The sequence below is a fragment of the Chania multitudinisentens RB-25 genome, from assembly GCF_000520015.2.
Taxonomy (GTDB): domain Bacteria; phylum Pseudomonadota; class Gammaproteobacteria; order Enterobacterales; family Enterobacteriaceae; genus Chania; species Chania multitudinisentens.
Genome location: NZ_CP007044.2, coordinates 1,480,052 through 1,499,105, shown reverse-complemented (window position 1 = coordinate 1,499,105; position 19,054 = coordinate 1,480,052). Strand labels below are relative to the sequence as shown.

General features: G+C 52.3%; 19 protein-coding genes. 14 read left to right on the top strand and 5 right to left on the bottom strand.

Going from position 1 to position 19,054, the window contains the following annotated elements; translation table 11 throughout:
* Nucleotides 1–234: 234 nt before the first annotated feature.
* The 5 genes from msrP (at nucleotide 235) to accC (ending at nucleotide 4,553) form a co-directional block, all read left to right on the top strand.
* Entirely contained in the window at nucleotides 235–1,236 is a 1,002-nt protein-coding gene (gene msrP / locus Z042_RS06570) for a protein-methionine-sulfoxide reductase catalytic subunit MsrP (protein WP_024913303.1), read from the top strand.
* Nucleotides 1,237–1,836 (top strand): protein-methionine-sulfoxide reductase heme-binding subunit MsrQ, encoded by a 600-nt coding sequence (gene msrQ / locus Z042_RS06565; RefSeq protein WP_024913304.1) that lies wholly within the window; start codon nucleotides 1,237–1,239, stop codon nucleotides 1,834–1,836.
* Nucleotides 1,837–2,121: 285 nt separating this feature from the next.
* Entirely contained in the window at nucleotides 2,122–2,574 is a 453-nt protein-coding gene (aroQ, locus tag Z042_RS06560; RefSeq protein ID WP_024913305.1) for a type II 3-dehydroquinate dehydratase, read from the top strand.
* 156 nt (nucleotides 2,575–2,730) lie between these two features.
* Complete coding sequence (gene accB, locus Z042_RS06555) at nucleotides 2,731–3,192, top strand: acetyl-CoA carboxylase biotin carboxyl carrier protein (RefSeq protein ID WP_024913306.1); 462 nt, start codon at nucleotides 2,731–2,733, stop codon at nucleotides 3,190–3,192.
* A gap of 11 nt (nucleotides 3,193–3,203) precedes the next feature.
* Complete coding sequence (gene accC, locus Z042_RS06550; RefSeq protein WP_024913307.1) at nucleotides 3,204–4,553, top strand: acetyl-CoA carboxylase biotin carboxylase subunit; 1,350 nt, start codon at nucleotides 3,204–3,206, stop codon at nucleotides 4,551–4,553.
* Between the two features lie 145 nt (nucleotides 4,554–4,698).
* On the opposite strand, the gene Z042_RS06545 is transcribed toward accC, so the two are convergent.
* The 5 genes from Z042_RS06545 to Z042_RS06525 form a co-directional block, all read right to left on the bottom strand.
* Nucleotides 4,699–5,658, bottom strand: a complete 960-nt coding sequence (locus Z042_RS06545) for a tagatose kinase (RefSeq protein WP_024913308.1) — start codon at nucleotides 5,656–5,658, stop codon at nucleotides 4,699–4,701.
* Nucleotides 5,659–5,669: 11 nt separating this feature from the next.
* Complete coding sequence (locus Z042_RS06540; RefSeq protein WP_024913309.1) at nucleotides 5,670–6,659, bottom strand: ABC transporter permease; 990 nt, start codon at nucleotides 6,657–6,659, stop codon at nucleotides 5,670–5,672.
* Nucleotides 6,659–8,152, bottom strand: a complete 1,494-nt coding sequence (locus Z042_RS06535) for a sugar ABC transporter ATP-binding protein (protein ID WP_024913310.1) — start codon at nucleotides 8,150–8,152, stop codon at nucleotides 6,659–6,661. The genes Z042_RS06540 and Z042_RS06535 overlap by 1 nt, the downstream gene beginning before the upstream one ends.
* 86 nt (nucleotides 8,153–8,238) lie before the next feature.
* Complete coding sequence (locus Z042_RS06530) at nucleotides 8,239–9,129, bottom strand: substrate-binding domain-containing protein (RefSeq protein WP_024913311.1); 891 nt, start codon at nucleotides 9,127–9,129, stop codon at nucleotides 8,239–8,241.
* Nucleotides 9,130–9,202: 73 nt separating this feature from the next.
* The gene (locus Z042_RS06525) at nucleotides 9,203–10,057 is read right to left on the bottom strand and encodes a tagatose bisphosphate family class II aldolase (protein ID WP_024913312.1); all 855 of its coding nucleotides are present in this window, start codon (nucleotides 10,055–10,057) and stop codon (nucleotides 9,203–9,205) included.
* 435 nt (nucleotides 10,058–10,492) lie between these two features.
* On the opposite strand from Z042_RS06525, the gene Z042_RS06520 reads away from it, so the two are divergent.
* From Z042_RS06520 to lpxP, 9 genes are all read left to right on the top strand, one after another.
* A complete protein-coding gene (locus Z042_RS06520; RefSeq protein WP_024913313.1) occupies nucleotides 10,493–11,323 on the top strand; it encodes a DeoR/GlpR family DNA-binding transcription regulator in 831 nt (276 codons plus the stop codon).
* 10 nt (nucleotides 11,324–11,333) lie between these two features.
* Nucleotides 11,334–12,293, top strand: a complete 960-nt coding sequence (locus Z042_RS06515; protein ID WP_024913314.1) for a sugar kinase — start codon at nucleotides 11,334–11,336, stop codon at nucleotides 12,291–12,293.
* A gap of 349 nt (nucleotides 12,294–12,642) precedes the next feature.
* Nucleotides 12,643–12,885, top strand: coding sequence for a YhdT family protein (locus Z042_RS06510; RefSeq protein ID WP_024913315.1), 243 nt, complete (start codon nucleotides 12,643–12,645; stop codon nucleotides 12,883–12,885).
* On the top strand, nucleotides 12,875–14,320 hold the full coding sequence (panF, locus tag Z042_RS06505; protein WP_024913316.1) for a sodium/pantothenate symporter: 1,446 nt from the start codon (nucleotides 12,875–12,877) through the stop codon (nucleotides 14,318–14,320). The genes Z042_RS06510 and panF overlap by 11 nt, the downstream gene beginning before the upstream one ends.
* An 11-nt stretch (nucleotides 14,321–14,331) precedes the next feature.
* The gene (gene prmA, locus Z042_RS06500) at nucleotides 14,332–15,213 is read left to right on the top strand and encodes a 50S ribosomal protein L11 methyltransferase (RefSeq protein WP_024913317.1); all 882 of its coding nucleotides are present in this window, start codon (nucleotides 14,332–14,334) and stop codon (nucleotides 15,211–15,213) included.
* 192 nt (nucleotides 15,214–15,405) lie between these two features.
* Nucleotides 15,406–16,143, top strand: coding sequence for a carbonic anhydrase (locus tag Z042_RS06495; RefSeq protein WP_024913318.1), 738 nt, complete (start codon nucleotides 15,406–15,408; stop codon nucleotides 16,141–16,143).
* A gap of 364 nt (nucleotides 16,144–16,507) precedes the next feature.
* The gene (gene dusB, locus Z042_RS06490) at nucleotides 16,508–17,485 is read left to right on the top strand and encodes a tRNA dihydrouridine synthase DusB (protein WP_037406883.1); all 978 of its coding nucleotides are present in this window, start codon (nucleotides 16,508–16,510) and stop codon (nucleotides 17,483–17,485) included.
* Nucleotides 17,486–17,492: 7 nt separating this feature from the next.
* Complete coding sequence (fis, locus tag Z042_RS06485; protein ID WP_000462905.1) at nucleotides 17,493–17,789, top strand: DNA-binding transcriptional regulator Fis; 297 nt, start codon at nucleotides 17,493–17,495, stop codon at nucleotides 17,787–17,789.
* Nucleotides 17,790–18,122: 333 nt separating this feature from the next.
* A complete protein-coding gene (gene lpxP / locus Z042_RS06480; protein WP_024913319.1) occupies nucleotides 18,123–19,043 on the top strand; it encodes a kdo(2)-lipid IV(A) palmitoleoyltransferase in 921 nt (306 codons plus the stop codon).
* The last annotated feature ends 11 nt before the right edge of the window (nucleotides 19,044–19,054 follow it).

The window sequence follows — 19,054 nt, the reverse complement described above, 5'->3', positions numbered from 1 at the left end:
CGCGGAAAATTATAGTTCGGGTTAACGGCTCGCTTTCCCTTTGGATTACCTCTTATCCACATCTTGAGGCAGGGAAAGCGAGCGTTTATTGCGAACGGTAAACGCGCCGAAGCCAAGAGCCCGCTTCTTTACGCTTTAAGCCTTGTGTCACCCATTTTTACACTCCTCCCTCTCGCATAACTTTGGCTTTCACGCCATGCTTAACCCATCACCTGCCAAAAATAGATAGAAATAATGAAAAAACAACCAAAGCTGACCGAAGCCGACGTCACGCCTGAAAGCGTGTTCTACCAACGGCGTAAAGTACTTCAGGCATTAGGCCTCACTACGGCTTCGCTGGCGCTATCCACCCGCGCCCAAGCCGATTTATTATCGTGGTTCAAAGGTAACGATCGGCCTAAAGCACCACCGGGTAACCCGCTGGAGTTCAGCAAACCGGAGATCTGGCAGGCTAATCTGCCTTTGACGCCGGAGGAAAAAGTCTCTGGCTACAATAATTTCTACGAATTCGGTCTGGATAAGGCCGATCCGGCCGCTAACGCCGGTGGGCTGAAAACCACCGGCTGGAAGGTGAAGATCGACGGTGAAGTCGCCAAACCGATGACGTTGGATATCGACGACTTACTGAAACGTTTCCCACTTGAACAACGTATTTACCGTATGCGTTGCGTTGAGGCCTGGTCGATGGTGGTGCCCTGGATCGGGTTTGAATTGGGTAAACTGCTCAAACTGGCAGAACCCAACAGCCATGCACGCTATGTCGCGTTCCAAACCCTGTATGACCCTGAGCAGATGCCCGGCCAGAAAGACCGCTTTATCGGGGGTGGTCTGCAATACCCTTATGTGGAAGGGTTGCGGCTTGATGAAGCCATGCATCCGCTGGCCCTGCTGACCGTCGGTGTATATGGCAAAACACTGCCGCCGCAAAACGGCGCGCCACTGCGCCTGATCACACCGTGGAAATATGGCTTTAAAGGGATCAAATCCATCGTGCAGATCAACCTGACCCGGGAACAGCCGCCGACCACCTGGAACCTGTCTGCCCCCGATGAATACGGCTTTTACGCTAACGTGAACCCGCATGTCGATCATCCGCGCTGGTCGCAAGCCACCGAGCGTTTCATCGGTGCTGGCGGGATTCTGGATGTTCAACGCCAGCCAACGCTGCTGTTCAATGGCTATGCCGATCAGGTTGCCTCGCTGTATCGTGGCCTGGATTTAAGGGAGAACTTCTGAGTGCGCTTAACCCCAACCCATATCCGCTGGCTGAAGGTGGTGATCACTCTGGCGGCTTTTCTGCCGTTTTTGTGGCTGATTCTGGCGGTCGATCAAGGCTGGTTCAGCGCCGATCCGGCCAAAGATATCCAGCATTTTACCGGCAGAATGGCGTTGAAATTGCTGCTGGCCACTTTATTAGTCACGCCTCTCGCCCGTTACACGCGCCAACCCATGCTGATCCGCTGCCGCCGCCTGCTGGGCTTGTGGTGTTTTGCCTGGGCTACACTGCATCTGATCAGTTATTCAACGCTGGAACTGGGTTTGAGCAATATTAACCTACTGGGGCGCGAACTGGTCACCCGCCCGTATCTGACGCTCGGGATCGTCAGTTGGCTGCTTCTGCTGGCGCTGGCTACCACCTCAACGCTCTGGGCACAACGCAAGCTGGGGGCTAAGTGGCAAAAACTGCATAATTTCGTCTATCTGGTCGCTATCCTGACCCCGATTCACTATCTGTGGTCGGTTAAAACCTTTTCACCACAACCCTTTATTTACGCTGTGTTGGCATTGCTGTTACTGGCCCTGCGCTACAAGAAATTCCGCAGTTGGTGGCGGTAAACCTAGTTAAACGCCTTCGATTGACGGGAAAAATCACCACTTCTGGTACGGAACTTTTCTGTGTTCTATCCCTCATAATCCGATAATGAGGTTATCTGTTTGTCAATTCAGGGTTGAATATCTTCGCTGATAAGACCAGTATTTAGCTGCGAATTGCTACGATATCGTTATAATGCCCGACCTTGTTCCTGCCATCCACGTAAAATCGCGGTGCCGCAGGTGACAAATCAGTGACATCGGGCTATGTTCTACGATGATGGTTTTATTGCCGGAGATACCAGCACAATGGCGGATAAGTTTCACATTTTGCTTTTGAACGGCCCCAATCTGAATCTGCTGGGGACGCGTGAGCCGGAGAAATACGGCAGCACGACGCTGACAGAGATTGTTAATGGATTAGAAAACCAGGCGCTCGCGTTAGACATCACCCTGAGCCATCTGCAATCCAACGCCGAATATGCGCTAATCGATCGCATTCATCAGGCACGCGGTAATACGGATTTCATTCTGATTAATCCCGCGGCGTTCACGCATACCAGCGTGGCGCTGCGCGATGCGCTACTGGCAGTGCAGATCCCATTTATCGAGATCCATCTGTCCAACGTGCATGCCCGTGAGCCTTTCCGCCATCACTCTTACCTGTCGGATATTGCGGTAGGCGTGATTTGCGGCCTCGGCGCGGATGGCTACACATTTGCTTTACAGGCAGCGGTTCGCCGTTTGTCAACAACCCACTAATGGCCATACCCAAAATAATTCGAGTTGCTTGTAGGCGGCAACGGAACGAAGCCCCAGGAGCTTACTCAAGTAAGTGACTGGGATGAGTGAAGGCAGCCAACACCCAAGCAACTTGAAGTATGACGGGTATACACAAAAGAGTACGGAATCACACTCATGGATATTCGTAAAATCAAGAAACTGATCGAACTGGTTGAAGAATCAGGTATTTCTGAACTGGAAATCTCTGAAGGCGAAGAGTCAGTTCGCATCAGCCGTGCCGCACCCGCGCAGGCTTACCCTATGATGCAACAGTACGCAATGCCAGCCCAGCAGCAACCTGCTCTGGCTACTGCCGTTGCTCCTGCGGCCGCAGACACCTCTGCAACCCCGGCGGCCATGAGTGGCCATGTGGTTCGTTCCCCAATGGTTGGGACGTTCTACCGTACACCAAGCCCAGACGCGAAATCCTTCGTGGAAGTGGGCCAGAAAGTGAACGCTGGCGACACCCTGTGCATCGTTGAAGCAATGAAAATGATGAACCAGATCGAAGCAGACAAATCGGGCGTGGTTAAAGCCATCCTGGTCGAAAACGGCCAACCGGTTGAATATGACGAGCCACTGGTCGTCATCGAATAACGAGGCGCATCATGCTTGATAAAATTGTTATCGCCAACCGTGGCGAGATTGCGCTCCGTATTCTGCGTGCCTGTAAAGAGCTGGGCATCAAGACCGTTGCCGTTCACTCGGCAGCCGATCGCGATCTGAAACACGTACTGTTGGCCGACGAAACCGTCTGTATCGGCCCTGCGCCTTCGGTCAAAAGCTATCTGAACATTCCGGCCATCATTTCAGCGGCGGAAATCACCGGCGCGGTGGCGATCCACCCTGGCTATGGTTTCCTGTCTGAAAACGCTGATTTTGCTGAGCAGATTGAGCGTTCCGGTTTTATTTTCATCGGCCCGCGTGCTGAGACTATCCGCCTGATGGGTGACAAAGTTTCTGCTATCAACGCGATGAAAAAAGCCGGGGTGCCTTGCGTACCCGGTTCCGACGGCCCGCTCACCGATGACATGGATAAAAACCGTGCCTTTGCCAAGCGTATCGGTTACCCGGTGATCATCAAGGCCTCTGGCGGCGGCGGCGGCCGTGGCATGCGCGTTGTGCGCAACGACAAAGATCTTGAGCAATCCATTACCATGACGAAAGCAGAAGCCAAAGCGGCTTTCAATAACGACATGGTTTATATGGAAAAGTATCTGGAAAACCCACGCCATATCGAAATTCAGGTGTTGGCCGATGGGCAGGGTAATGCCATCTATCTGGCGGAGCGTGACTGCTCCATGCAGCGCCGCCACCAGAAAGTGGTTGAAGAAGCCCCAGCACCGGGGATCACCCCGGAACTGCGCCGTTATATCGGTGAGCGTTGCTCGAAAGCCTGTGTGGAGATCGGTTACCGCGGTGCGGGCACGTTTGAGTTCCTGTACGAAAACGGCGAGTTTTATTTCATTGAGATGAACACCCGTATTCAGGTGGAACACCCGGTAACGGAGATGATCACCGGCGTGGATCTGATCAAAGAGCAGTTGCGTATCGCTGCCGGTCAGCCGCTGTCGATCAAACAGGATGAAGTGAAGATCCACGGCCATGCGGTGGAATGCCGTATCAACGCCGAAGATCCCAACACCTTCCTGCCGAGCCCTGGCAAGATCACCCGTTTCCACGCTCCGGGTGGTTTTGGCGTGCGCTGGGAATCCCATATTTACGCCGGTTATACCGTACCGCCGTACTATGATTCCATGATCGGTAAGCTGATCACTTACGGTGAAAACCGTGATGTGGCGATTGCGCGCATGAAAAACGCCCTGGCTGAGTTGATCATCGATGGCATCAAAACCAACGTTGAGCTACAGCAAAAGATCATGAGCGATGAAAACTTCCAGCACGGTGGCACCAACATCCACTATCTGGAGAAGAAGCTGGGCCTGCAAGAAACCTGATCGCCGCTTAACGGTTTTAGCTTAATAAAAAGCACCGCATGAGATCTTCTCTGCGGTGTTTTTTTATGGTTGTCAGGATCATACGCGTTGAGATCTCTCTGTTCCTTTAACCTACTGCCAACCAGTAATAACGGCAAACTGACGTTTACAACACCCCAACAGAAGCAACATGCTGTTGTTGCAGGAAGGCTTCAAGCTCGGAAAAGGTTGATGTCCCTTCCATCGGCCCACGCCGGGTCACGGCCAGTGCTCCGCAGGCGTTGGCATAGCGCAGGGCCTGCGGGATGCTATGGCCTTGCAAACGGCAGGCAATATAGGCACCGCCAAAACAATCACCTGCACCGGTGGGATCAACCTCATCAACACGGTAGCTATCAATGTGTATGGTCTCCTCAGCGGAGTAATAACTCGCCCCTTTATTGCCGCGTTTCACCACCACTTCTTTAATACCGTCTTTAAGATAGCGGGCAATCGCCTCATCCAGCGTGGCTTGTGAAGAAAGCAGCATGACTTCACCTTCGCTCGGCATATAAATATCGGTCAATTCCAGCACATAATGCAGCGCGTCGCGCATTTCTGGAATATCGAGCATTTCTTTGCGAATGTTTGGATCGAAAGATAATGTGCCGCCATTTGCTTTCACAATACCCGCCGCCTTTTTCACCGCATCCACCATCGGGAATGAAAACAGCGAAGAGCCCATAATGTGAAAATGCTGACAGTCCTGAAGTAATTCGGCATTAACATGTTCGGCCGATAATTTCCCGCAGGCCGCATTTTTGATATTGAAAATAAAATCACGTTCGCCGTTGGCATGATAAGTGACAAAGGCGCTGCCGGTCGTCTCATGAGGCAGCACGCGGATACCGCGCGTATCCACGCCATCGGCCTTCAGGCGTTCAATATTTAACGTGCCGAAACCATCATTGCCCACGCAGCTGATAATGCCGCACTGCCCGCCCAGCTTGGTGACCTGATCGATAAAAATTGCCGGAGCGCCGCTGGGGAAAGGGCCATTCCAGACGCCAGGATGGGTAAAGGCCTGGCCAACCTTATCGGCCATGATTTCAACCAGGATCTCGCCGATGGTATAAATCTTTCTCATTGTCCTGTTCCTCAGCCACGTTTCTTCTTGTTTCTGACGTCGACATACACCGCAATCAGGATCACCAATCCTTTAACCACCATCTGATAGAAATAAGGCACGTTCATTAAGTTCATACCATTGTTGATCACCCCGATGGTCAACGCCCCAATCATGGTGCCAATCACCGTACCATAACCCCCATTGAGGCTAGTTCCCCCTAATACTGCGGCGGCAATAGCATCCAGCTCATAGCTCAACGCTGCGTTGGGTTGGCCGGAATAAAGACGTGACGCCAGAATCATGCCGCTGATGCCCGCCATCACGGCGGTGATCATAAAGACTTTAATTTTCAATGCCGAAACGTTAATGCCTGAATAAACCGCCGCCTCTTTATTGCCACCAGTAATATAGATTTTTCGGCCAAAGCGGGTTTTCGCCAAAACAAAGTGGTTGACGAATAACAGCACCAGCAGGACCCAGATCGGAATGGGAATATAAAGGAACTCGCCGTTACCCAATGCCAGAAAGGCTTCGTCTTTAATCATGATCGGCGTGCCGTCGGTAACGATATAAGCGATGCCACGGAAGATTCCCATCGTGGCAACGGTAACAATAAACGAAGGAATACCGGCCAGCGCCGTCAAACTACCGTTAACCAATCCCAATACCAGGGCTGCCATCATCGAAAGCGGGATCACCAGAATAAACGGAATGCCAAACGATAGCCCAAGGGCAGCAAAGGTGCCTATCAAAGCAATGGTTGACCCCACCGAGAGATCGATATCCCCCAGCAACAGCACGTAGGTCATGCCATAGGCGGTAATGGCAATAATCGAAACCTGTAGAATGATATTGGTAATATTATTCACGCTCAGGAAGCTGTCGTTGATAAAACCGAACAGTACGATTAAGGCAATCAGGCCAGCCAGAATGCCACCGTATTGCTTAATGGCCTTTGCCAGTTTCCCGGGCCCGTTGAACGCCGAATTATTTTTAGCAACCAGCACTTTTTCGCTCATTATTTGACTCCCGTTGCTGCGGCCATAACTTGTGTTTGCGTTAACCCATCGGTGGCAAAAACCTCGGCGATCTGCTTGGCACGCATTACCACCAGCCGATCGCTGAGTGCCATCACTTCCGGCAGCTCGGAAGAGATCAAAATAATGGCGGTGCCCTGCGCCGCGAGCTGGCGTATCACGTTATAGATCTCGAACTTCGCGCCGACATCCACACCGCGTGTAGGCTCATCAAGGATTAATATCCTTGGTACTTTCTCCAGCCATTTCGACAGCACGATCTTTTGCTGATTGCCGCCGCTCAAGGTGCTGACCAGTTGGTGCGGCGAACTGACCTTAATATTCATACGGCGGATCGCCAGCAGGGTTTTTGCCTCTTCACGCTGGTGCTTGATCAGGCTGGATCCCGCATACTGAAACGCCACATGATGGATATTCATATTCACATCATGCATCAGCACCAGCCCTTCCTCCTTACGGTTTTCCGTTACAAAGGCTATGCCTTGTTCTATCGCCTGTTTCGGGTTGCGGATGGCGACGGCAGCGCCATTGATGCGAATTTCACCCTGGTAGCCCGTCAGGCCGAAAATGGCCTTCATGACGTCGGAACGGCCCGAACCCACCAGGCCAAAAAAGCCCAACACCTCCCCGGCTCGTACCGAGAAATGGATATCGTGGAACAATTTTTCCTGTGAAAAATCGTGGACTTCCAGTACCGGAGGTTGCTCCATGCCTGGAGGCTCACCAATACGCGGCGGGTAGATATTGGTCATTTCACGGCCAACCATCTGAGCAATCAGCCGGTGAATATCGGTCCGGCGTTTATCATGAGTGGCAATGTATTCCCCATCACGCAGCACCGAGATATCGTCTGAAACCCGCATGATTTCATCCATGCGATGCGAGATATAAATCACAGCGCAGCCGCGCTGTTTCAGTTTGTCGATAATGCCAAACAGAATGTTGGCTTCGTTGTCACTCAGTGAAGAAGTCGGCTCATCCATGATCACCACATCTGCCGGGTAGCTCAACGCTTTGGCAATCTCCACCAGTTGGCGCTGCGCCATCGACATCGTACCGACAAGTTGCTGCGGGTTGAGTGGGATAGCCAAATCGGTCAGCAGGCGTTGGCAATCCGTAACCATTTGGCCGTCATTGATAAACCCAAAGCGGGTAGGCTCATTATTAGCGTAAATATTTTCCGCCACGCTCATATTATTACTCAGGCTGAGTTCCTGAAAAATAATGGCGATCCCCAACTTTCTGGCATGCTGCGGATTGGCAATAGTGACGGTTTGCCCTTTGAGAATAATTTCCCCTTTGCTGGGAGGATAAATACCGGCCAGAATTTTCATCAGCGTCGATTTACCGGCACCATTCTCTCCCAGCAGGGTATGAACTTTCCCTTTGCGTATTTTCAGGCTGACATTTTTGAGTGCATCAACATGGCCAAAACTTTTGGCTATTTCCGTTACCACCAGCACCGTATCCGTCATGGCATCCTCCGCTCACGGCCCAAACAACGCCCCTCACCCTCTCCTACAGTGTGAGGGATGTTTGCCACGGATCTTATTGAACCCTGTTATTTGCCGGTATAGATGCCGGGTGCGACCGGGATCAGTTTCGCCACCGGTTTACCGTTGAGATGATCGACGGCAGCATCAATGGCTTTAGCACCCATTTGATCTGGATATTGGCGGATAACTGCCACAAAGGTTTTGCCACTGTCCACGGCATCACGCGCCTCTTTCATCCCATCGAAGCCGATAATCTTGATATTGTCGTTACGGGCAGATTTGGCGGCGATCACTGCGGCCAAAGCGGCATCATCACCGAAACCAAACAGGCCGTTCAGATCTGGGTGTGCCTGCATGATGTTCTGTGCCACGGTCAGCGCCTCCGCACGGGTGATACCGGTCTGAATCGCGACAATCTTCACCTCTGGGGTGTCTGCCAACCCTTTTTTGAAGCCTTCCACACGAGCCACTACCGATTGCAGCGCTGGGTAATCGATGATCGCCACCTTACCTTTGCCATTCAGCTGTTTGCCCATCAGCTTGCCCGCTTCGACACCACCGGCATAGTTGTCGGTTGCTACATGGGAAACCACTGGCACGCCCTCCGCCGCCACGTCAACGGTAATCACCGGAATACCGGCTTTTTCCGCCTTGATGATCGCAGCCTGTACGCCTTTGGAATCCACCGGGGAAATAATAATGGCATCAACTTTCTTGGTAATAAAATCTTCTACGTCTGAGAGCTGTTTATTCAGGTCCTGATTAGCAATAGAGATATTCAATACCACATCATCTTTCTTGGCTTCTGCTTTCATGGCATCAGCCAATTCAATATAGAAAGGATGCTGCTGCGTTAGCAGTGATGCACCAATCTTATATTCCTTCGCTAACGTTGCCTGAGAGAATATAGCCAAACTTATCGCCAGCACCGAGCCTAATACCTTTATATTTTTCATGTTCTATCCTCAGTTTTTATTATTTCTGCTTATGATAACTTGCCGTTTTTGTAGGGGTGTTATTCATTAATATTTATAGTTTTCCTTCACAGCCGCAGACGCCAATCACTTTTTCCACCACTCGCTGCATGGCACTTTTCGCTGGTTGCATATAATGGCGTGGGTCATTGGCGTCGGGATGCTGATTAAAATAGTCTTTCAGGGCATCCGAGAAGGCGATCTTTAACTCGGTGGCGACGTTAACCTTGCAGATCCCCAGACTGATGCAGCGGCGAATATCGCTGTCGCTCAGGCCAGAAGCACCGTGCAATACCAGCGGCACTGCGACCCGATCGCGGATCTGTTCCAAACGGGCAAAATCCAGTTGTGGTTCTGCTTGATACAAACCATGTGCAGTGCCAATCGCCACCGCTAAGGAATCAATACCGGTACGGGCAACAAATTCCACCGCCGCTTCCGGCGAGGTATAGATAGCGTCTTTGCCTGCCACGATGAGATCGTCCTCCTGCCCACCCAGGCGGCCTAACTCGGCCTCAACGCTGGCATCATAACGGTGGCTGTACTCAACAATCTGTTTCACCAGCGCTACGTTTTCTTCAAAAGGGAAGTGTGAGCCGTCGATCATTACCGAACGGATACCGGCGTTGATCTTATGGAAGATATCGGCCGGATCTTCATGGTGGTCCAGATGCAGGGCCAGCGGGATCTGATGCTCATGCGCCAGCGCCTTGACGATCACGATAAGGTTTTCCAGCCCACCATAGTGGTAAGTGCCGGTGGTACCCGCCAAAATCACCGGTGAACGGTACTGCGCAGCGGTTGCGGCTACCACCTGCAAGGTTTCCAGATTGTGGATATTGAACGCTGGCACTGCGTACCCTTGCCGTTGCGCTTTCTTCAACATGTTGTGGCTCGAAATGATATACATCGATCCTCCTTGGCTCCGGTTTCATCAGCACCTGGTATCGCAACGGATGATTACAAAATGAAAATTAATTAATTAAAACTTTCTAAGTGAAACCCAATATAGAGATAACGCCAGCATAAAAGCGTGATAAGGATCGAAGATTATTAAATAACTTTCAAAACGTAATTAAACACATTATTGATTACGAAAAATAAGCTGTTATCGCAATAGCGACTCGCCTAAGGTTCACTCGTATGACAACTACCTCACAATAAAATGCGCTATCAGATTTTATTTAACACTATGAATATAAATAATAATTTAATTAAACCCCGATTATGCAGGCAATAATCCCCCTCACTTTCAAAAGCAAGAAAGCCTGCGTTGGTATTACTTTCAATTAGAAAGTATGAAGGATATAGTAGCCATCATTACCGCTTAACCATGGGGGCATATGTGCCCAGAAAGTCATCTAACCTGCTGAAACGCAGATTGAAAATTGCTGAAATTGTCGGCCAGCAAGGGGAAATCAAGGTCGAGGATCTTTCTGCCCAGTTGGGGGTTTCCGGCGTGACGATCCGTGGCGATCTCAGTTATCTGGAACAGCAAGGCTATCTCAAACGCTCTTTTGGGGGAGCGATTGCAACGCCTTCACAACCGCAGCAGATGACGAGCGAGCCCGTTCTCACCTTGCCGTCACTCCGGCTTGCCAACCAACTGGAAATTGCCCGCCACTGCGCCAGGATGATTACCGATCGCGACACGGTATTTCTTGGCCACGGTGATATTTGCCGCAAAGTAATCCCCTTTCTCAGCGGTTTGAAAAAGTTACGGCTGATCGTCAATGATTTGCAGCATGCGATGCTGGCCGATCAGTTTGTTGACGGCGAGATTATCGTGGCTGGCGGGGAGTTGATCCGCTCGCAGCTGGTGCTAAGCGGTAAAGCGCTGGATACCGTTATTCAGCAATTCACCATCAACCACTGCATTCTGCAAGCCAGCATCACGGACGGTTCCGGCATCCTGAATATCGATCCACCACTGCTGGCCTCGCACTACCAGCGTTGCATGGATAAGGCACAGAACAAGACGGCCATCCTCACCCACGTTCCCATTCAGGCCAGCGCTATCGGCACCCTCGGCCATCTCAGCCAAGTAGATAATCTGGTGACCAACCGCAGCGTGAATGAACATTATCAGCAGCAGTTATTCGAATCCGATTTCAGCATCCGCTACACCAATAACGAATGTTTTACCTGGGCCAATCGGGAAACAATCGGGGAATAAAGGGGTACTTATGTCAGTTAGCATCTGCACAATGGGTGAGTTACTGGTTGAATTCCTTTCAAAAAATTATAATCAGGGCTTCACTCAACCTGGCGAGTTTCTTGGGCCGTACCCGAGTGGGGCACCGGCTATCTATGCCGCTCAGGTGGCGCGGCTTGGTTTTGATTCCACGCTGTTTGGCTGCGTGGGCAACGACGATTTTGGCCGCCTGAACATCGAACGCTTACGGCTGGAAGGAGTGATCACCGACGGCATCAGCGTGATCGACAAAGCCCCGACCGGCACCGCGTTTGTCAGCTATCACAATTCCGTTGAGCGCGATTTTATTTTCAATATCCCCAACAGCGCCTGCGGCTTTTTTACCGCCGACCATATCGATCTGGCCTTGCTGAACCAGTGCCAGCATTTCCATATCATGGGATCTTCGCTGTTCTCATTCCGTATCATCGACGCCATGCGTCGGGCGATCCAGATAGTTAAAGCCAATCAGGGCACGGTGTCGTTCGATCCCAACATCCGCAAAGAAATGCTTAATATTCCAGAGATGAGCCAAGCCTTCGATTACATTCTTGAATATACCGATATCTTTTTGCCAAGCGAGGGAGAAGTGCACCATTTTGCCAGCAGCAAACATCAGAAAGAAACGGATATCGTGCAGGAACTGCTGGCAAATGGCGTGCAGCATATCGTGATCAAGCGAGGTCAGAAAGGGGCCAGCCATTATCAGCAGCATCAAGGGCAAACGCAGGAACTGCACATCCCTGGTTACAACACCAAGATGGTAGACCCAACCGGCGCTGGTGACTGTTTTGGGGCTACGTTCGTCAGCCTGTTCCTGTCTGGTTTCAGCGCCGAAAAAGCACTGCGGTATGCCAATGCCAGCGGCGCGTTAGCCGTCTCCCATAAAGGGCCGATGGAAGGGTTATCCAGCCTGGCACAAATCGAGCACTTTATTCAGCAATCGGCGTAGCTCTGTCAGCCAGTGGCCTAATGCTGGTCAGCTAAACAAAAAAGTGCCGAATCATTCGGCACCATGCTGGCAGCACAGCCCCTCTCCCCATCACAAGGGTGCAGGGGCTGGCTCTTGAGCCCCCAGCTCGAACGCGTTATCTGCGCTTGCAGGTGAAGACAATACCTTAAGAATACTCATCCCAACAGGTGAACAAGAAACAGCTCCGCTGCAAAGGGGACGGGTGAGTCTTAACTGGCCGGTATAAGCTTTTTGTCGGCTTGGGTAACATAACGGCTTGGCAAAACTGTCCCTTGTCGTAAAATCCTCTCCTTTGCTAATCCATCACCGTAAACCCTTGGAGGCACGGATGGAAAAACGCTTTATTCAAGCTCATCGCGAAGCGCGCTGGGCGCTCGGCCTGACGCTGTTTTACCTGCTGGCCTGGTCACTGGCGGCCTACCTGCCGAGCAGTGCTTCCGGCATTACCGGCTTGCCGCACTGGTTTGAAATGGCCTGCCTGTTGGTGCCCCTGATCTTTATCGGCCTGTGCTGGCTGATGGTGCGTGGTGTCTTCCGCGATATTCCTTTGGAGGACAGCGATGCAAATTGAAGTCATTCTGCCGCTGATCGCCTATCTGCTGCTGGTTTTCGGTTTGTCGGTCTACGCCTACCGCCGCCGCCAGCACGGCAACTTCCTCAGTGAATATTTTCTCGGCAACCGATCGATGGGTGGTTTTGTGCTGGCGATGACGCTGACCACCACCTATATCAGCGCCAGCTCATTCATTGGTGGGCCCGGTGCTGCCTATAAATATGGCCTCGGTTGGGTGCTGCTGGCGATGATTCAACTGCCAGCGGTATGGCTTTCACTCGGCGTGCTGGGCAAGAAGTTCGCGATTCTGGCACGGCGCTACAATGCCATCACCCTGAACGATATGCTGTTCGCCCGTTATCAAAGCCGCCTGCTGGTATGGTTGGCCAGTCTCAGCCTGTTGGTGGCTTTTCTGGGGGCCATGGCGGTGCAGTTTATCGGCGGTGCGCGCCTGCTGGAAACCGCAGCAGGTATTCCTTACGATACCGGTCTGCTGATTTTTGGTCTCAGCATTGCGCTGTATACCGCGTTCGGCGGGTTCCGCGCCAGCGTGCTTAACGATGCCATGCAGGGATTGGTGATGCTGTTGGGCACCGTACTCCTGCTGGTTGCAGTGATCCACGCGGCAGGCGGTTTGCACAGTGCGGTAGATAAACTGCAACAGATCGATCCCGCCCTGGTAACACCGCAGGGCAGCGAACAGATCCTCAGCCTGCCGTTTATGGCTTCGTTCTGGATCCTGGTGTGTTTTGGTGTGATTGGCCTGCCGCACACCGCCGTGCGTTGTATTTCCTACAAAGACAGCAAGGCGGTGCATCGTGGGATTATCCTCGGCACGATCGTGGTGGCTGTGCTGATGTTCGGCATGCATCTGGCCGGAGCCCTGGGCCGCGCGGTGCTCCCGGATTTGCAGATCCCCGATCAAGTGATCCCCACCTTGATGATCACCGTGCTGCCGCCTTACGCCGCCGGGATCTTCCTGGCCGCGCCGATGGCGGCGATCATGTCAACCATCAACGCCCAGTTGCTGCAATCCTCCGCCACCATCATTAAAGATCTTTATCTTGGTGTGCGCCCACAGCAGATGCACAACGAGAAGATGATCAAACGTTTTTCCAGCCTGACCACGCTGATCCTTGGGTTGCTGGTGCTGTTGGCCGCCTGGCGTCCGCCGGAAATGATTATCTGGCTGAATTTGTTGGCCTTTGGCGGGCTGGAAGCCGTGTTCTTGTGGCCGCTGGTGCTGGGCCTGTACTGGGAGCGCGCCAACGCCCAAGGAGCGCTTAGCTCAATGGTCACGGGTGCATTATGCTATACGCTCTTGGCCAGCTTCGAGCTGCAACTGGCGGGGTTGCACCCGATTGTGCCTGCGCTGCTGCTCAGCCTGTCGGCGTTTTATATCGGTAACCTGTGCGGCGAAAAGCGTCGGCTGGTGCCCTCCTTACCCTCTTGAAGAGAATTGTTATGCCTTGGATCCAACTAAAACTGAACACCACCGGCAAGCAGGCAGAAGACCTGAGCGATGCGTTGGTTGAGAGCGGCGCAGTGTCGGTAACCTTTCAGGACACCCACGACAACCCGGTATTTGAACCCTTGCCGGGCGAAACCCTGCTGTGGGGTGATACCGATGTGATCGGCCTGTACGACGCCGAAACCGATATGGCCGATGTGGTCGCCATGCTGGAGCAGCACCCACTGTTGGGTGCCGGTTTCCGACATAAGATCGAACAGTTGGAAGATAAAGATTGGGAACGTGAGTGGATGGATAACTTCCACCCAATGCGTTTTGGTGAGCGGCTGTGGATCTGCCCAAGCTGGCGCGATGTGCCCGATCCCACAGCGGTCAATGTGATGCTCGATCCGGGCCTGGCGTTCGGCACTGGCACTCATCCCACTACTGCGTTGTGCCTGCAATGGCTCGATAGCCTGGATCTGGCGGGCAAAACCGTTATCGACTTCGGCTGTGGTTCCGGCATCCTGGCGATTGCGGCCTTAAAACTCGGTGCAGCACGCGCTATTGGCATTGATATCGATCCCCAAGCCATTCAGGCCAGCCGCGATAACGCGCAGCGTAACGGGGTTTCTGAGCGCCTGGAACTGTATCTGCCGAAAGACCAGCCTGCCGATCTGCAGGCCGACGTGGTGGTCGCTAATATTCTCGCCGGGCCGCTGCGTGAACTGGCACCGTTAATCAGCTGCCTGCCAAAACCCGGCGGCTATCTTGGCCTCTCCGGCGTGCTGGCCACTCAGGCTTCTGGCGTAGCAGAAGCTTACGCCGATAAATTCGCTCTCGATCCCGTGGCCGAGCGTGAAGAGTGGTGCCGCATCACCGGCCAACGCAAATAGTTACACATTTTCCTTTTTGAAAAAACCACATGAAACTTAATCAGTTACGGTGGTTTTTTTTATTTCCTCAATAAATTGCCCGTTTATCCCTGAAAATACCGGGCGTATTCTCCTGCTCGGAGTGATGGCAGCCAGTAACCGCTGTGCTGCTCACCCCAGGGCCATTGACGTCTTTTTTGAAAGGGATCAGAAATGAAAGGAAAGTTATTGCTGGCCACCCTGTTGGCCGCCAGCTTCGCGGTTAATGCAGCAGAACAACATCAGCACTGGAGTTATGAAGGCCAGGAAGATCCAGCACACTGGGGCAAACTTTCGCCCGACTTCTCACTGTGTGAAACCGGCAAAAACCAGTCACCCGTGAATATTCATGGGGTGTTGAAGACTCAACATGACGAACTCAAGCTGGCCTTCCAGCCGGGTAAACAGCAAATCATCAATAACGGCCATACTATTCAAGTCAACGCCAGTGAAGGGAATACCCTGCGCCTGGATGGTGATACCTTCACGCTGCAGCAGTTCCACTTCCATGCGCCGAGCGAGAATGAGATCGACGGCAAGCAGTTCCCACTGGAGGCACATTTCGTCTACAAAGACAAAGAAGGTGCTCTGGCCGTGCTGGCGCTGATGTTTAAAGCAGGCCAAGCTAACCCGCAACTGGCGCAAGCCTGGCAGCAGATGCCCACACAGGTTGATCAGACCTCGGTATTAACCAAACCGGTGGATATCAAAGCGCTGCTGCCTGAGCAATTCAACTTCTACCGCTTCAGTGGTTCACTGACAACGCCACCTTGCTCTGAAGGCGTGATCTGGATGGTGCTGGAGCAGCCTGTCAGCGCTTCTGCCGAACAAATCAGCCAGTTCCGTTCGGTCATCCACCATGCCAACAATCGTCCGATACAGCCGCTGAATGGCCGCATTATCGTTGATTGATGCCCGTCGCGAACTCACCGCTGTACCACCCTGGTAGCGGTGGGTCGCTCTGCCTTTCCGGTGGCAGTTTTTAACCTTTTGTCAAAGCATTACCCTGATAATGCTACCCTACGCCCGATGTTGCTGGCTCAAATTCGCGCCGTTTAAAGATAAAATTCTGTTACGCTGCGAATATTTCGCCGCCCATAAATTAAGCACAAAAAGTCAAGCCATTGTTAAATAACTATTATATTTCCATAAAACACGGTGAATGACATTTTCATTGATAAATAGCAGTAAATTGGTCAAAGTTTGGCCTTTCATCTCGGCGAAAAAATGCGTAATATACGCGCCCTTGCGGACACAGTATGGTCATTCTTTGTCTATGCGCATTGGAAACCACCAGTTAACAAATTGCCTGATTGCGGCCCCGATGGCCGGTATCACAGATCGTCCATTCAGAGCCTTATGTCATGCAATGGGTGCTGGGATGGCTGTATCCGAAATGCTCTCCTCAAATCCAGAGGTATGGCGAACGGATAAGTCACGTCTGCGTATGGTACATAGTGATGAACCAGGGATCCGTTCCGTGCAGATCGCCGGATGTGATCCTGATGATATGGCTGCTGCGGCGCGCATTAATGTGGCCAGCGGTGCGCAGATCATCGACATCAATATGGGATGCCCGGCCAAGAAAGTGAACCGGAAGCTTGCAGGGTCTGCGTTGTTGCAGTACCCGGATCTGGTTAAGCAGATCCTCCACGCAGTGGTTAATGCGGTGGATGTGCCGGTAACACTTAAGATTCGTACCGGCTGGGCACCAGAACACCGTAACTGTGTAGAGATTGCCCAACTGGCCGAAGACTGTGGTATACAGGCCCTGACGATTCATGGCCGAACCCGTGCTTGCCTGTTTAACGGCGACGCGGAGTACAACAGCATTCGGGCAGTTAAGCAGAGTGTCGCCATTCCGATTATCGCGAATGGTGATATTACTGACCCGCATAAAGCCAGAGCAGTGCTTGACTACACTGGGGCTGATGCCCTGATGATAGGCCGTGCTGCTCAGGGGAGACCCTGGATCTTCCGGGAAATCCAGCATTATCTGGACACTGGGGAGCTGCTGCCACCGATGCCACTTGGCGAAGTGAAGCGCTTGTTGATAGAGCATATTCGGGAATTGCACGGCTTTTATGGCCAAGGCAAGGGATTTCGGATTGCTCGTAAGCACGTCTCTTGGTATCTCCAGGAGCACGCCCCAAATGACCAGTTTCGGCGCACATTCAACGCCATAGAGGATGCCAGCGAACAGCTGGAGGCGTTGGAGGCATATTTCGAAAATCTTAGCGTAAAAAAGAGCTGACAGAACTATGTTCGAACAACGCGTAAATTCTGACGTACTGACCGTTTCAACCGTAAACTCACAGGATCAAGTGACCCAAAAGCCTCTGCGTGACTCGGTTAAGCAAGCACTGAAGAACTATTTTGCTCAACTGAATGGTCAGGATGTTAACGACCTGTATGAGCTGGTATTGGCTGAAGTTGAACAGCCACTGTTGGACATGGTGATGCAATACACCCGTGGCAACCAGACCCGTGCAGCCCTGATGATGGGTATTAACCGTGGTACGCTGCGTAAAAAATTGAAAAAATACGGCATGAACTGATACTAATCAGTTAACGTATTGATAAAAGGCACTTTTCCTCATTTGGTTAAGTGCCTTTTTCTTTATATTTCCGCGCACTACAGCAGGTTGCCCGCGTTTTCTACGGCCGAAAGCCCAGCCATCTCCCCTTTCTATCTCAATGCCGTGTGATACAATCCATTGCCTTGAGAACCCCTTCGCTGGCAAGTAACCGTCTTTCGTATGTAAAAACGTCGTAAATTCTACAAACTGGCTAAACCACCGCCATCTCTGGGTGTCTAAGCATTGTATCGCTATCGAGTCGCTTCTCTATGCGCTACAGGTTTCCGTCCCTAATCGCATAATGAGTTAATGATGAAGCGCCCGCAAAACTTCCAACGTGCTTTTCTGCATCCACGCTACTGGTTAACCTGGTTTGGCTTGGGTATGCTGTTTCTATTGGTTCAACTCCCCTACCCCTTGCTGCACAAGTTCGGTGTCTGGCTGGGAAGAACTTCAATGCGTTTCCTGAAACGCCGCGTCTCCATCACCCGCCGTAATCTTGAACTGTGCTTCCCGGATATGGACCCAGCACAGCGCGAGCGCCAGGTGGTGGGCAATTTCGAATCTCTCGGCATGGGCCTGCTGGAAACCGGCATGGCCTGGTTCTGGCCCGACCAACGCGTAAAGCGCTGGTTTAACGTTTCCGGTCTCGAGCATCTGAAAACAGCTCAGCAGAATGGGCGCGGCGTATTGGTGATTGGCGTGCATTTTATGTCGCTGGAGCTCGGTGGGCGGGCCATGGGCCTGTGCCAACCGATGATGGCGATGTATCGCCCGCACAACAATAAAGCGATGGAATGGGCGCAGACCAAAGGCCGTATGCGATCCAACAAGGCAATGCTGGACCGCAAAGATCTGCGTGGCATGGTGCAAGCGCTGAAGCGCGGCGAAGCAGTCTGGTTTGCACCAGATCAGGATTACGGCCCGCGTGGCAGCGTATTTGCCCCGCTGTTTGCTGTCGATCAGGCTGCCACTACCAGCGGTACCTTTATGCTGGCCCGCCTGGCCAAGCCAGCCCTGCTGCCAGTAGTATTGATTCGCCGCCCTAACGGCTGTGGTTACGATCTGCTGATCCAACCCGCGTTGGAAGACTATCCCATCAATGATGAGATCGCCGCCGCAGCCTATATGAACAAAGTAGTGGAACAAGAAATCATGCGTGCGCCAGAACAATATCTGTGGCTGCACCGCCGTTTCAAAACTCGCCCGGCGGGTTCACCCTCACTGTATTGAATATCTCATTC